A 14898-nucleotide genomic window follows, 5' to 3' on the forward strand; every position below is an offset into this window, starting at 1 on the left:
TTTTTTTATTAATACTTTATTAACGTAAAATTTAATTTATTATTTTATAATTAACTAAAATTAATATAGTTTTGTTCTATTAACGCAACAAATACTAATTAATTTAATATATTTACTAAATATTAAATCCTAAAATTATTTATATTAGAAAGAGAATTTTAATATCGCATCTGACATTTGGATAACATTTAAAGCATAATACTTAAGCAAAATTCAAAACGTAATTACAGTACATATTCATTTTATAACAAGCCAATTTCCCTTATTAAAACATTTAGCTTCAATACCAGAAAAGGTATTGAAGCTAAAATTTAGATATAGATAAGCACTATTTTTATCGGAGCTCTTTTCTGACTTCTTCGTAAGTGTTCACAATTTCAACTTTTGTATTATCTTTCAAACGACGAATGGTATATGAGATTGGCGCGGAAGAAGAAATGATAGCATCTTTTCCATATAAATTCATATAATTAATAAATTCGTCATAAGTAGTAACTGTTTTGGAAGGCCCCCCCAACACGGAGACATTGATTTTTTTTGAATTAAATAGTTTTCTTAATTCCTCATTTTTTATATAGTTTTCTCCTGATGTTAAATTTCCTATCTTGTAATCAACTGCACCTTTTACCATTTTACCGGCTTCCTTCGCTGTTTTATTAGTCTCAATTAATAAATAAGCTACCCTACCATAATCTATGTTGCTGATATATACCGGTTCATACAAACCAACTTCCGAGCCTTTTATATTACCTTCTACCCAATTAGACCAATTGGCGACATCAATACCTGCTGAGTAAACTGTTTGTTTTAGTTTTACTAAAACATAGCTGGATGACTTTACACCGGAGTTATTATAATCATAATCAAAAGAGGAATTTACAAGGGTTGAAAAATTAGATTTTACATGTAAATTGATAATTTTCTTAAAACTTTCTTCTGTAGTAACTTGCTCACTATCATATGTGTAATTAGCAGGAATATAATTATCAGGAAAATAACCGGAATTATTTGTTTTTAATTCGGTCAGAGTTTGTGAGACTTCACCTCCTTTAGGTAAAACATCTTTTTTTATACTAACATTAACCCCATTGATAGAAAGATACAATGTAACCGGATTATATGAATTCGTTAGGTTTAATGGCTCATAGTTACCTTTAATAAAGGACTCTCCCCTAAGTAAAGATCCTGGATATAAAATAGTTTTTTCAATAGTAGCTTCTTTCATTAAATCCGCTGTTGAAAACTCATTGGAACGACGAATAATAACTTCATATTCCTTACGTGGAACACCATTTTCATCCACGCCCGTATTACCTGTAGGCTTTGCAGATATTTCCTTATCTGACTCATAAAGAAATCGTACGGGACGAAAAAAATTAATATTTGAATCAGCATTATCATCACTGCTACATGAATAAAAAATACTACTTAGCATAAACCCGGAAAGAATACCGGATAATAAACGTTTTTTAAAAATCATTTTTTATAATTTTAGATTATTTATTAATATTATTTTTTCATAAATAGCTGATATCTTGATTAAAAATATTTACATTAAAATCATTTCTAAAATTCATATAAACAATAAAAAGCACTCAAAATATATATCTTTTCATATCAAGATAATAAAATTAAAAAATAAATATAATTATAATAACGTAAAAAAGAAGATAATTATTTTATTATAATATATATTTTAATTTTTTTTGTTCTATTATCATACTTAAAATATAATATTTAACCTGTATACATAAATTACTCTGATTTTTTTTATATAAAAAAAGGAGAATTAAAATTTTAATTCTCCTTTCTTTAATTCATAGAGTTAGTATGAATACAACGGTAACCAATAACCTAATTAACCCAAAATTTCTTTCACTTGTTTATACACATTTTCAGGGGTAAAACCTAGTTTTTGATCTAAAACTGCAGCCGGAGCAGAATATCCAAAAGAATTCATTCCCCAGATTTTTCCATTTTCTCCAACCAATCCTTCAAGAGTAACGGGAAGCCCTGCAGTTAATCCGAATTTCTTTTTATTTTTAGGTAAAACCAACTCTTGATAGTCTTTAGGTTGTGATCTGAATAATCCCTCTGATGGTACGGATACAACTCTTGTTTTTATACCGTCTTTTTTTAGTAATTCAGCTCCTTCCACCAGAGTGGAAACTTCTGAACCGGAAGCCAGTAAAATTATTTCATATCCCTCATCTTCCTGTACTATGTAAGCTCCTTTAGAAGTTTGTAAGGATTCATTAAATCGATCTTGTATAGTCGGTAAATCCTTAATATTTTGTCTAGACAAAATCAAAGCTGTTGGAGTATTTGTATTCTCCATTGCTAATTTCCAAGAAACAGTTGTTTCCTGAACATCTGCCGGTCTTAAGACTAACATGGAATTTTTACCTTTATGGTTTTGCAACTTTTCCATTAAACGTATTTGTGCTTCTTGCTCCACAGGCTCATGAGTGGGCCCATCCTCTCCCACTCTGAATGCATCGTGCGTCCAAATGAATTTAACCGGCTGTTCCATTAATGCAGCAACCCTAACTACAGGTTTCATATAATCAGAAAAAACGAAAAAGGTGGCACACGCAGGAATTACTCCTCCATGAAGACTCATTCCCACACATAAACAAGCCATAGTAAATTCAGCTACCCCTGCTTGTAAAAATGCTCCTGAAAAATCGTTTTTGGTAAATGGACGGGTGTGCTTTAAGAAGCCATCCGTTTTATCAGAATTTGACAAGTCGGCAGAAGATACAATCATGTTGTCAACTTGTTTAGCTAAAGTTTCCAACACCGTTGAAGATGCTGCTCTTGTAGCGGCATTGGGTTTTTGAGTAATTTCAGACCAATTGATATTTGGTGCAGCACCTGAAAACCATTTTTCCATTTTTTCGGCTAATTCAGGATTTTCTTTTACCCATTGTTCTTTTATTTCTTTTTTATTTTTTACTATTTCTTCTAATTCTTTGGCTCTATTTGCATATAATGCCTGAACTTCAGGAAAAATAATAAATGGGTTATTCGGATCACCTCCTAAATTTTCGATGGTTTTTGCTAAGTTACCTCCGGCTTCCCCTAATGGTTGACCGTGTGTGGATACTTTATTTTCAAAGGATTGCCCATTGGCATCCACGGCTCCTTTTCCCATGATAGTATTTCCTATAATAAGAGTAGGCCTGTCGTTAACTGCTTTTGCTTCATGTAAGGCTTTACGTATTTCTAAAGGATCATTTCCTTTTATAGTAATTACTTTCCAACCCCAGGCTTCATATTTTGCTGCTACATTTTCTTGATTAACTTCTTTTACTTGAGTAGAGAGTTGTATTCCGTTGGAATCATAAAACATAATTAGATTATCCAACCCTAAATGTCCGGCTATCCTTCCTGCTCCTTGAGATACTTCTTCTTGAATCCCTCCGTCTGAAATAAAGGCATAAATGGTTTGATTCATTAAATTTCCTAATCGAGCTTTTAAAAACTTTGCAGCTATTGCCGCTCCCACAGCATAAGCATGACCTTGTCCTAAAGGTCCGGAAGTATTTTCAACTCCCCTTTCAACATCTAACTCAGGATGTCCCGGAGTAACACTTCCCCATTGACGAAAATTCTTAAGGTCATCCATCGAGTATTTTCCGGCCAGTGCCAAAACTGAATATAACATGGGCGACATATGTCCCGGATCCATAAAAAATCGGTCCCTTCCTTCCCATCTAGGATTTTTGGGATCGTATTCCAAAAACTCCGAATATAATATATTAATGAAATCAGCTCCCCCCATGGCTCCTCCCGGATGGCCTGATTTTGCTTTTTCTACCATTGAAGCAGCTAATATTCTAATATTGTCCGCTGCTCTATTTAATGTTTTAATATCAGTCATTGTACTTTATAAAATTTTGGATTTCAAATTTACACTTTAATTGCACTTACTTCAATTATTCAGAGCAATATTGTGAAAAATTTGATTATTGAATTATTATTATTCTTTTATATAATTTTTAAAAGGGCGAGTTCTGTCTCTATCTGTTCACAGAGACAGATCCTCCAATACCCTTGAAAACTAATTTATATGATCTCTTTGATATTTTCTAAACTCAAGTATTTATTAAATTCTTGATTGTAATGTTTATTATATTCTTGGTTAGGATAATAGATATTTGAAATTTCCATTCCCATTTTACTCTGTGCTTCGGGTAAATTTTTATATACACCCGCAACTACAGCTGCACACATGGCAACTCCCAAAGCACATGCCTCACGGGTTGCAATAACTTTAATAGGCATTCCAATAACATCCGACATGACTTGCATTACATATGGTGATTTTTGAGATATCCCTCCAACGGCAATAATTTCTTTAAGTTTTATTCCGTTGTCTATAAATCGGTCAATAATATTTTTAGCCCCGTAAGCAGTTGCTTCTACCAAGGATTTATAAACTAAAGGAGCTACACTGGATAAAGCTATTCCTGTTATCGTTCCTTTTAATTCATAATCCACATTAGGAGATCTTCTGCCATTGATCCAATCGGTAGATACAATCTGACTGTCTTTGGGAGGTATGATTTTCGCTTGTCTGGCCAAATTAGGAATCATTTCAGCATATACCTCATCTCTTAAACTTTGCCGTGTCTCCGGATCTCCGATATTCGATTTTAGCATTATATTATCTAAAGGCCACATTAGCAATCTCTTAAACCAGGCATATAAATCTCCAAAAGCCGATTGACCTGCTTCAAATCCTACCATACCGGGAAGAATAATGTCATCTGCTTGTTGAGGAATTCCCGGAACTAATTTATTTCCTAAGCTCTTAGGTCCTACGGTAATGGCACAAGTGGAAGTTCCCACAATTTCCACCATAGCTTTATCTTTTACTCCCGCACCAACTGCACCTGCATGACAATCCAAATTACCGACGGCAATAAGTACATGTTCCGGAAGACCTAATTTATTAGCCCACTCTTTGGTGATCGTTCCCGCGACTTGGTCGCAAGTATATGCTTCTTTGTTAAATGTATCTACTAAGCCATCTAAAGACGGATCCAATGATTTAAAGAATTCATTGGGAGGATATCCCCCCCATTCTTTATTCCACATCACTCGAGATCCGGCTATTCCCATTCCTCTTTTTATCTCTTCGGGCTTAGTTAACCCACAAAGTAAGGCAGGCAGCCAATCACTGGACTCAACGAAAGAATAGGCGGCTTGTCTAATTTCGGGGATCTTAAATATATGTAATGCTTTGGTCCAAAAGTGTTCTGTGGAATAATCACCACAACCGGCAGACTTAGTATAGTCTATATGCCATTTTTTTGCAAAGTCATTCAGATATTCATTATCTTTTTGTCCTGTGTGATCTTTCCATAAAATAAACATAGCATCAGGATTTTCGGCAAATTCCGGCAACAAAGACAACGGGGTTCCTTCTTTATTTACCGCTACCGGCGTTGAACCGGTCATATCTGTACTGATGGCTTTCACGCGAGCGGCTGCTCCCGGCACTTTATATAAAACATCTTTAACGATATATTCGAGAACTTCGAGATAATCTAAAGGGTGTTGTCTAAATTGGGTCTTTACAGGATTACAATATAATCCTTTTTTCCATCTTGGATATTCTTTGATTGATAAGGCTAATTCTTTTCCGGTTTCTGCATCCATTAAAATTGCTCTTCCGGAATCTGTACCATAATCTAATCCTATTACTAAATTATTGGATAATTGCATTTTTTTGGGTTTAGTTTGAAGTTTTGTTTGATTGGAGACGGCGATCATTATTTTTTTACTATCCTCCGTCTCCGTAATATTATGGTTTTCCAGTTAGCTCTTTTACTTTTTCTAACCGTTTGTATTTTTCATATTCAACATTGTAATGTTGGTGATTTTGTTCGTTAGGATAGTAAATTGTTGAAATTCCCATTCCCATTTTTTCTTGAGCATGTTCCAATTTAGAATAAATTCCGGCGGTTACAGCTGCACACATCGCCACTCCTAAGGCACATGCTTCCCTGGTTGCGATAACTTTTATAGGCTTGCCTAAAACATCTGATAAAATTTGCATAACATAAGGAGACTTTTGGGAAATTCCTCCTACTGCGATAATTTCCTCAATTTCAATTCCATTGTTTATAAATTGTTCTACAATAGCTCTTGAACCGTATGCGGTTGCTTCTACTATGGATTTATATAGTAAAGGAGTACTGCTGGATAATGCCAACCCTGTGATAGTCCCTTTCAATTCATAGTCAACATTGGGCGTCCTTCTTCCATTAATCCAGTCAGTGGCTATAATATGGCTGTCTTTTGCCGGTATAAGTTTTGCTTGTCTGGCCAATTCAGGAATCATTTTATCATAAACTTCCTGAATTACTTTATCTTTTGTTTCTTTATCTATATATTCGATTTTTGCAAATATTTCTCGCAACGGCCACATTAAAACCCTTTTAAACCAAGCATAATAATCCCCGTAAACGGATTGTCCTGCTTCATAACCTACCATTCCGGGAATTATGGAATCATCTGCCTGACCGGATATTCCCGGAATTAACGGGTTATTTTCACTTTTAGGTCCTACAATAATATCGCATGTGGATGTCCCGATAATTTGAACAATGGCTTTATTTTTTACTCCTGCTCCAATTCCTCCTGCATGGGCATCTATATTTCCGGCAGCTACTTTAACGGCTGTGGTTAATCCTAATCTGTTAGCCCATTCTTCTGATAAATTTCCTATCGTTTCTACACAGGTATACACTTTTTTTGAAAAGGTGTCTACAATTCCATCTAAAACGGGATCTAATTCTTTAAAGAATTCATTAGGTGGATATCCTCCCCATTCTTTATTCCACAACACTTTAAATCCGGCTGTACATATATTTCTTTTTAAGTCTTCCGGTTTTTTTACCCCTATTATTAAATTGGAAAGCCAATCACAAGCATCTACAAAAGAATGCCCGATTTCTTTTATTTTGGGATCTTCTCTGAATATGTGAAGAGCTTTAGCCCAAAAATGTTCTGCAGAGTAATTTCCACCTCCTCCTGAATATCGGGTATAATCGGTATGCCATTTTTTGGAAAATTCGTTGATATGCTCGCAATCTTTTATTCCTGTATGATCTTTCCATAAGATAAACATCCCGTTGGGATCATCTAAAAAGTCTTCTCGTAAAGCTAAGGGGGTACCTTCTTTATCTACTACCACCGGAGTAGAGCAGGTAACATCTATTGCTAATGCTTTAACTCTTTCTTTTGCTACCGGAACTGTTCTAACTACTTCATTAATTATATATTCTAATACTTCAACATAGTCTAAGGGATGGTGCCTGAATTGGTAATTCACCGGATCGCAGTACATACCTTTTTTCCATCTCGGATATTCTTTTACTGAGAGTGCTAATTCTTCGCCGGTTTCAGCATCCATTAATATGGCTCTCGCTGAATCAGTTCCGTAATCAACACCGATTACTAAATTGTTTGAAATGCTCATCATTTTTTTGTTTATTCAGTTGGTTTATAGTAATTATTTGTTTTTTTCTTGTCCATAATAAGCATTCGCTCCATGTTTTCTTTCGTAATGTTTATGGATCAATGCTTCTTTCAATCTTGGGGCTTGGGGATTTATTTGCCTTGTTAAATAAGCCATTTTTGCTACATTTTCTAACACCGCACTATTGTAAACTGCTTTTTCAGCTGTTTTACCCCAGGTAAAGGGCGCATGGCTTCCTACCAATACCATTTCCATCTCTTTATGACTTAATTTTTTTTCTTTAAGAATATTGAGAATCTGGAAACCTGTTTGGTATTCATAGTCTCCTTGGATCATCTCATCACTCATAGGCGGAGCACAAGGTATATCAGAAATGGTATGATCTGCATGGGTTGTACCGAATATGGGAATATCCAATAAAGATTGCGCCCATGCGGTAGCATAGGTGCTGTGCGTGTGTACAATTGAGTTAACGTCTTTCCAATGTTTGTATAAAACGGCATGAGTGGGTGTGTCTGATGAAGGTCTTAGTTTACCTTCGACCACTTTACCGTCAAAATCAACCAGTACCATATCATCGACCTTTAACTTATCATAGGGCACTCCGCTAGGTTTAATAGCAAAAACTCCTTGATTGTGATCTGCGACACTTACGTTACCCCAGGTAAATAAAACTAAATTCAATTGGGGTAATAATTTATTGCCTTCGAATGCTTCTTCTTTTATTTGAGCATATTTTTTCATAGCTTTATTTTATATGTGAATATTCTATCAGGTTGCCTAATACCTCTATACTCGGCAAGACAATATCCAATTCAGGATCAGCTTTTTCCGCATCTTCCAACGTAGCTTCTCCGGTTAGTACCAATACTCCGAAAGCTCCGGCATTATGAGCCATCATCATATCTGTGTAAATGCGATCTCCTACCATAGCCACTTCATCCGGCTCTAAATTTTTCGCTGACAATATCCCGTCTAACATTTCTTTTTGTGGTTTACCCAACACAATATCCGGTTTTCTTCCCGTAGCGGTTTCTATAGATGAACATATAGAAGCACAATCAACTAAAACTACCGGTTTGTCGGTCGGACAAACTTTATCGGGATTGGTTGCTATATAAATTTTTCCTTGTTTCGCCCACCAAGCTGCTCTGCATAATCTTTCATAATTTAAAGTCATATCAAAAGCAACAATTAATGCATCGGGCTCATCTTGTGCTGAGTCTTCAGTAGATATATATCCTGCCTTATTGAATTGTTTGATCATACTGGGTGTTCCCAATATGAATAATTTTTTGATTTGTGGATGTTTCGCTTTTAAATAATCTATGGTTGCTACTGCGGATGAGTACATTTCTTCTTCTGAAGCATCAATTCCTAATCCTTCTAATTTTTGCAGGTAGTCTGAAATACTTTTAGACGGATTATTGGTAAGAAAAGAATAGCTTATGCCTAATCTTTTAAGTTGATTTAAAAAGCTTACTGTATATGGAAATAAAGTTGAGCCATTGTAAATCGTTCCATCCATATCCAAAGCCACATGTTTGAGCTTTTTTACTTTTTCTAAAAGAACATTTGAAGTCTTTTTTATATCTGTGATATAATTATTCATGCAATTTATATTTAAAAGATATAAAGGATATGCATGTAATTTTTTTATTACATGAATATCCTTTTAATTTATTTTCCTCTTAATGCTCCTTTTTCGCTGAATAATTCTTCAATCCATTGATCAAAATATCCTGCTCTGTAAGCAAAATCTAAAATTGTATATCTGCTTCGGATCTTATGTGCTCTGTAAAAACTATCTTTGAGTCTTTTTCTGGTAATACCGATTTCTTCAGGTTCAACAGGTGCTCCTACGGCTGCCAATCGTTTTTTTGTTTCCTCAAAAGGTATAACTTGATTTCTTAGTTTTTCTTTTAATTGCGGCCAATTCTTTTTAATTTTATTTAATTGTTCCCTTAATTCCTCTTTGGTAACGTATTTATCTGTAGTTTGGGCCACAGCAAAGGGATGTATTTCAGTCCCTGCAAACATTTCATCTATCTCTTTTAATTGAGCTTCCAGGGTCGGCCATTTTTCAACTGCCGCTTCAACATCAAGCCTGTCTATAGATTCTTTTAACATTACTTCATACAAAGCGGTAATTGCTAATGTACCAATACCTACTTTAAATCCATGCGATGGGGCTTGTTCATCTTGATTAGGATATAAACCGAATTTTTTGGCCATTTCTCCTTTGAAGGTGTGATGCTCCATATCCCACAGATGGCTGAATTGATGTTCTGAACCGGATGCCGGACGGCTTACTCCTGCCCCCCATGATTCCATGGATTGCATGGCGAAACCGCCTAGCATTAATCCTTCTGTTAATAATTCAATAGCTTTTGGATTTCCATTTTTTGCTCCTGCCGGATCTTGCAATGCCTCTGCCAGTCCATCTTGTACTATATTCCATGCACTAGTCATGGGCTCAATGCCTTTTTTTGGGTGATTGGGATCGGCTAATTCTGCAGCTAAAATCCAATCTGCTCCGGATACTACTTTAGCATATAAATCGGCATATCCGGAAGCGGTCATCAAAGGGGGAGCAGCAGCAATAATATCAATATCAGCTACTAAGGCTTGGGGAGCTTCACAGGCATGAGTGATTTTTGCTCCTTTGTTGGTTATGGATGCACCTGCCGAAGAATATCCATCCATGGATGCGGCAGTAGCAACACACATATACGGTCGTTTTAGTTCGGAACTTGCTCGTTTCGTAAGATCGTTTATAACTCCTGAACCAACCGCAATAGGTGTTACGTCTTTATCTTTTAAATAATCTCTTATTTTCTCTACAAATATATAATCTGCATATAAATTAGGATCATCTAAAATATACGGTTCTTCTCCTTCCAATCCGGCTTTTTGTAATGCTTCATGAACTTTTTTTCCTGCTACTCTATAGGTATTAGGATCTGCTATAATAATTGCTTTTTTTCCGGGAAATTGTTCCTTAAATATTTGCGGTACATCCTTTAAGATATTGGATTCTATTTCTAGAAACTTTGTTTCAGTAGCTTGTTTTAAAGCTGATTTAATGCTTTCTTTAGACATTTTATTTTTTATTTTTTGTGGTTTGTGATTGATATGGTCTCTTATTAAGTTTTAAAGTTTTTTAGAGTCTTCTAAAAACTTGGCTAATCCAATATCTGTTAATGGGTGTTTTAGTAAATCAAGTATGGGAGCTAAAGGAGAAGTAATCACATCAGCTCCTATTTTCGCACAATTGATAATGTGCATGGAAGATCGTATGGATGCGGCTAGTATTTGGGTAGAATAACCGTAGTTATCGTATATTTCTCTTATTTCAGCTATCAGGTTTAAACCGTCTGTTGATATATCATCTAATCTTCCTATAAAGGGAGATACATAGGTAGCTCCTGCTTTTGCCGCAAGAAGTGCCTGACCGGGTGAGAAAACTAAGGTACAATTAGTTTTAATTCCTTTACTTGAAAAATATTTAATAGCTCTTATCCCATCATGGATCATAGGAACTTTAACAGTTATTTGCTTATCAATTTCTGCTAATTCTTTTCCTTCTTTAATGATTCCTTCGTAATCGGTTGAAAGTACTTCTGCACTTACATCTCCATTTACGATTTCACATATTGCTTTATAATGAGCATATATGCTGTCCTTTCCGGTTATTCCAACTTTTGCCATAATGGAGGGATTTGTGGTAACTCCATCAAGAACTCCTAGATCCTGAGCTTTTTTAATTTGCTCTAAATCTGCTGTATCAATGAAAAATTTCATTTTTTTATTTTTTATGGTTTTATAATTGATTTGATTGTTTTAAAACATATTGTCCGGTTTTTATTTTAATTAAAATAACCTTTAACTAATACGTATAGTCCTGCAGCAAGTAATCCCCCTACTATTGGAGCAATGGAAGCGTACACAATTCCATATCCCCAATCACTATCTCCTTTGCCTTTTAAAGGGAGGATTTGATGAACTAATCTAGGCATTAGATCTCTGGCAGGATTTAAAGACCATCCGGTAACCCCTCCGTAAGCCATACCGATTGCAAATATCATAAATCCGGCAGGTAATGCTCCTAAAGATCCGAATCCTACCATCGAATGAGTAAATTGAGGAATACCTGTTGAATTTTCAATAATTACTCCTCCGTGATTGGCACTCATGGATAGCCCAATAAATACTAAGAAAAAAGTACCTATAGCTTCAGAGGAAAAATTCTGAATTGAGTTATTTTTTCTAATAGATGCATTGGTTGCAAAAACGCTTAAAAGTTTACTTGGATCTGAAGAAGTAGCAGTTAAATGACCTCTATATACAAAAGAAACAAGTAGAGCCCCTAAAAAACAACCGATAAATTGCGCTGTTATATACGGAAGAACAAATTTAGGATCTAAAACCCCTGCAGCCCATTGTGCTATGGTAACTGCCGGATTGAAATGCCCACCCGTATCAAATGGAGAAGAAATAATTACCGACATAGCTACAGCAAAACCCCAGCCAAGTGGCCCGCTTAAGGCTGCCTTATTACCTTCTCCGTATGATTTGTCTAAAGTAAGGTTCATGCTTATCCCACATCCTAAGGCTATTAATGAAAAAGAACCTAGTAATTCTCCTATAAATTTTGTTGCAACGACTGAATCCATAATCTTTAATTTTAGTTTTGATTTGAAATTTAATTTTATTGAATTTTTGTTTTACATAATTAAAACGTAACAAATGTATTTACTAAATCGAAACTAAACAATAATAAAACAAAATTTTTTTTTATAAATATTAAAATTATTTTAGCATAAAAATAGATTAAAAAGAATTAATTTATTATCTTTGTTGTTGATTGACAAATATTTATATATAAGTTTAACTATTTTCCAAATCGAAACTAATTACATTACCCTCTTCTGACAATTTAAATATTTTCGTAAATTTGATGCATAAAGCATTACGTTTAATTTCGTCCATGTCATTATATATCAACCTATGAAGAACAATAACATAAATAATATAAGACAACAGGAAATTTTAGAAGAATTAAATTTCAATCATTATGTTTCTGTAACAGACCTTTGTAAAAAATTAAATGTGTCTGCCGTTACCATTAGAAAAGATTTGACTCATCTGGAGAAGATCGGTAAATTATACAGAACCCACGGCGGAGCAACTCGAGAATCTTTTATTGTTAAGGAAAGACATGTTAATAAAAAGGAAACGCTACAGGTTGAAGAGAAATCGAAAATAGCCAAAGCGGCTCTTAATTTTATTGAAGATAATGATTTTATTACGATTTCATCAGGAACTACCACACAGATGGTTGCTCAGGTAATTGAAAATAATTATACTAAGTTAACCATTCTTACCTCTTCTTTAAAATCGGCTATGCTATTATATGGCAATCCAAATTTTGATGTAATACAACTGGGAGGAGACGTTCGAACCAAGTCAGGGTCTGTTATGGGGCCTTATGCGGAATTAATGATCAGTAATTATTCTTGCAGTAAACTTTTTATTGGCGGCGATGGGGTCGATTTTGATTTTGGCCTTTCCACTTCAAGTACTATGGAGGCTAAAATGAATCAATTGATGATTCAAAATTCAGAAAAGGTTATTGTTTTAGCAGATTCTACCAAAATTAGTAAAAGAGGATTTGGCAAAATAACTGATTTGGATAAAATACATGTTTTAATTACCGATGAAGGCATTAAAAAAAGAGATGTTGAAAGATTCGAAGATTTAGGTATTGAAGTTGTTATTGCACGATAAAATAAACCGGCTTTACTATCATAAAGTTAAGTTAAATTATTATGGAATTATCTGAATCTTTGATATCATAATCTCCAATTTTCTCCCTTCTCAATTTAGTCAAATACCCTCCAACTCCTAAGCTTTGTCCAAAATCATGAGCTAATGAACGGATATAGGTCCCTTTACTGCAATGGACTAAAAATTCTACATAAGGCAGATTAATGTTAGTGATTTTAAAATCGTAAATGGAAATTTCACGAGAAGGAACTTCAATAGCTATTCCTTTCCTTGCAAATTCATACAATCTTTTCCCATCTTTTTTTAAAGCAGAAAATACCGGAGGTTTTTGACTAATGGATTCCCCTATGAAATCCTGTACTGCCTCTTCTATATCTTTTATTTGTAAATGATTGTATTCTTTGGGATTAAACTCTTCTGTTTCTAAGTCATAGGAAGGAGTTTCTACTCCTAATTTAATTTCTCCGGAATATATCTTGGATGCATCTTGAATTTGTTGTATTTGTTTGGTTGCTTTACCAACGCATACAATTAATAAACCGGTTGCTTTGGGATCTAATGTTCCCGCATGACCTACTTTGATTTTCTTTAAATTAAATTGCTTTTTTATTTTCCATTTAACTTTATTTACTATATCAAATGAAGTCCAATCTAACGGCTTATCTATTAAAAATATTTTACCTTCCAGTAATTCGTCTAAATTCATTCATTCCTAAATTTAAAAGCAAATATAAACAACTAATATTTTAAGTCCATTTTTGAATATTGAAAAATATCGTAATTTTGCAAAAAGCAAATCAACCTTGTTGCTTCTATTTTTTATAGAAGAGGAAAGTCCGGACACCAAAGGATATCACAGCGGGTAATGCCCGTCCATCGTAAGATGAGGACCAGTGCAACAGAAAGGAAGTACAGTTCGGCTGTAGTGAAATCAGGTAAACTCTGTGAGGTGCAATGCTATGTATACCGGATTTATAAGGGCTATCCGTCCGATGCCGGGGGGTAAGCAGATAGAAATAAGGAGTAATTCTTATTCTAGATAAATAACAAGGCTTTTCAGTAATGAAAATGACAAAATCCGGCTTATTGATTTGCTTTTTTTATTTGTATATGTATAAAATAAGCTTGGATTTTATCCTATCCATTCATTGACATGTTCTCCTAATCCCATACTTATAGCCTTTGCTGATATGGTGAATGTTTCTGTAATCGAGGATCTACCTAATCCTAAGGAATCAAATTTTTCTTTATATTTTACTACATAACCGTCCGTAAAATTTAATTCTTTTAAAGGGGTGTTAGAATCCTTTTTTGTAAAGACTACTTTGCCATTTTTCTTTTCATAGCTATTAGTCATCCATTCAAAAAAACGAGTTTCATTAGTTGATCTTAAAGTTATCTCAATTCTTCCTCCTCTAATTTGTGCTGATGGTCGCCCGGTTGGATCTGTTTCTTGCGCTAATGAATAATTTACATTGATAATATTATATTTTCTTCCGGCTACCTCTAATCGTGCTCTAAATGACATAATAATAATGATTTTTAGTGAATTTTTCAAATTTTACAAATTTACGTATTTGAAAGTAGATAGTATTTTTCCATTAGTTAAATGC

Annotated in this window: 12 protein-coding genes and 1 other RNA gene; 2 read left to right on the forward strand and 11 right to left on the reverse strand. The window is 34.3% G+C overall.

Annotation, left to right across the window (positions count from 1 at the left end; genetic code table 11):
* Positions 1-334 precede the first annotated feature (334 nt).
* The 9 genes from GFV01_RS09220 to GFV01_RS09260 all read right to left on the reverse strand — a co-directional run bounded on the left by GFV01_RS09220 (position 335) and on the right by GFV01_RS09260 (position 12171).
* Positions 335-1480 (reverse strand): thiol-activated cytolysin family protein, encoded by a 1146-nt coding sequence (locus tag GFV01_RS09220; protein ID WP_160566815.1) that lies wholly within the window; start codon positions 1478-1480, stop codon positions 335-337.
* A 378-nt stretch (positions 1481-1858) separates the two neighbouring features.
* Entirely contained in the window at positions 1859-3886 is a 2028-nt protein-coding gene (locus tag GFV01_RS09225) for a transketolase (RefSeq protein WP_160566818.1), read from the reverse strand.
* 185 nt (positions 3887-4071) lie between these two features.
* The gene (locus GFV01_RS09230) at positions 4072-5784 is read right to left on the reverse strand and encodes a ribulokinase (RefSeq protein ID WP_221411124.1); all 1713 of its coding nucleotides are present in this window, start codon (positions 5782-5784) and stop codon (positions 4072-4074) included.
* Positions 5785-5815: 31 nt separating this feature from the next.
* Entirely contained in the window at positions 5816-7495 is a 1680-nt protein-coding gene (locus GFV01_RS09235) for a ribulokinase (RefSeq protein ID WP_160566821.1), read from the reverse strand.
* A gap of 33 nt (positions 7496-7528) precedes the next feature.
* Positions 7529-8239: an L-ribulose-5-phosphate 4-epimerase gene (locus GFV01_RS09240; RefSeq protein WP_160543055.1), complete on the reverse strand. Its 711-nt coding sequence runs from the start codon at positions 8237-8239 to the stop codon at positions 7529-7531.
* Between the two features lie 4 nt (positions 8240-8243).
* Positions 8244-9107 (reverse strand): HAD-IIA family hydrolase, encoded by an 864-nt coding sequence (locus GFV01_RS09245; RefSeq protein ID WP_160543054.1) that lies wholly within the window; start codon positions 9105-9107, stop codon positions 8244-8246.
* 68 nt (positions 9108-9175) lie between these two features.
* The gene (locus GFV01_RS09250; protein WP_160566824.1) at positions 9176-10597 is read right to left on the reverse strand and encodes a sn-glycerol-1-phosphate dehydrogenase; all 1422 of its coding nucleotides are present in this window, start codon (positions 10595-10597) and stop codon (positions 9176-9178) included.
* Positions 10598-10648: 51 nt separating this feature from the next.
* Positions 10649-11299, reverse strand: a complete 651-nt coding sequence (gene fsa, locus GFV01_RS09255; protein ID WP_160543052.1) for a fructose-6-phosphate aldolase — start codon at positions 11297-11299, stop codon at positions 10649-10651.
* Positions 11300-11364: 65 nt separating this feature from the next.
* The gene (locus GFV01_RS09260; RefSeq protein WP_160566827.1) at positions 11365-12171 is read right to left on the reverse strand and encodes an MIP/aquaporin family protein; all 807 of its coding nucleotides are present in this window, start codon (positions 12169-12171) and stop codon (positions 11365-11367) included.
* Between the two features lie 334 nt (positions 12172-12505).
* Here GFV01_RS09260 and GFV01_RS09265 point away from each other — a divergent pair, with 334 nt between their 5' ends.
* On the forward strand, positions 12506-13285 hold the full coding sequence (locus GFV01_RS09265; RefSeq protein WP_160557867.1) for a DeoR/GlpR family DNA-binding transcription regulator: 780 nt from the start codon (positions 12506-12508) through the stop codon (positions 13283-13285).
* 31 nt (positions 13286-13316) lie between these two features.
* Here the strand turns inward: GFV01_RS09265 and truB are convergent, their stop codons facing one another.
* Positions 13317-13991 (reverse strand): tRNA pseudouridine(55) synthase TruB, encoded by a 675-nt coding sequence (gene truB / locus GFV01_RS09270; RefSeq protein ID WP_160566830.1) that lies wholly within the window; start codon positions 13989-13991, stop codon positions 13317-13319.
* Between the two features lie 83 nt (positions 13992-14074).
* On the opposite strand from truB, the gene rnpB reads away from it, so the two are divergent.
* Positions 14075-14387: RNase P RNA component class A (rnpB, locus tag GFV01_RS09275), an RNA gene on the forward strand.
* 30 nt (positions 14388-14417) lie between these two features.
* Here the strand turns inward: rnpB and tssD are convergent.
* Positions 14418-14813: a type VI secretion system tube protein TssD gene (gene tssD, locus GFV01_RS09280; protein WP_160543050.1), complete on the reverse strand. Its 396-nt coding sequence runs from the start codon at positions 14811-14813 to the stop codon at positions 14418-14420.
* Between the last annotated feature and the right edge of the window lie 85 nt (positions 14814-14898).

It is taken from the genome of Apibacter sp. B2912 (assembly GCF_009827835.1).
Classification (GTDB): domain Bacteria; phylum Bacteroidota; class Bacteroidia; order Flavobacteriales; family Weeksellaceae; genus Apibacter.

Bases quoted from the DNA above. Each gene is read 5' to 3' on its own strand.
- GFV01_RS09245 (WP_160543054.1), bottom strand. From the start codon at position 9,107: ATGAATAATTATATCACAGATATAAAAAAGACTTCAAATGTTCTTTTA.
- GFV01_RS09225 (WP_160566818.1), bottom strand. From the start codon at position 3,886: ATGACTGATATTAAAACATTAAATAGAGCAGCGGACAATATTAGAATA.
- GFV01_RS09250 (WP_160566824.1), bottom strand. From the start codon at position 10,597: ATGTCTAAAGAAAGCATTAAATCAGCTTTAAAACAAGCTACTGAAACA.
- truB (WP_160566830.1), bottom strand. From the start codon at position 13,991: ATGAATTTAGACGAATTACTGGAAGGTAAAATATTTTTAATAGATAAG.
- GFV01_RS09265 (WP_160557867.1), top strand. From the start codon at position 12,506: ATGAAGAACAATAACATAAATAATATAAGACAACAGGAAATTTTAGAA.
- tssD (WP_160543050.1), bottom strand. From the start codon at position 14,813: ATGTCATTTAGAGCACGATTAGAGGTAGCCGGAAGAAAATATAATATT.
- GFV01_RS09230 (WP_221411124.1), bottom strand. From the start codon at position 5,784: ATGATCGCCGTCTCCAATCAAACAAAACTTCAAACTAAACCCAAAAAA.
- GFV01_RS09235 (WP_160566821.1), bottom strand. From the start codon at position 7,495: ATGAGCATTTCAAACAATTTAGTAATCGGTGTTGATTACGGAACTGAT.
- GFV01_RS09220 (WP_160566815.1), bottom strand. From the start codon at position 1,480: ATGATTTTTAAAAAACGTTTATTATCCGGTATTCTTTCCGGGTTTATG.
- GFV01_RS09240 (WP_160543055.1), bottom strand. From the start codon at position 8,239: ATGAAAAAATATGCTCAAATAAAAGAAGAAGCATTCGAAGGCAATAAA.
- fsa (WP_160543052.1), bottom strand. From the start codon at position 11,299: ATGAAATTTTTCATTGATACAGCAGATTTAGAGCAAATTAAAAAAGCT.
- GFV01_RS09260 (WP_160566827.1), bottom strand. From the start codon at position 12,171: ATGGATTCAGTCGTTGCAACAAAATTTATAGGAGAATTACTAGGTTCT.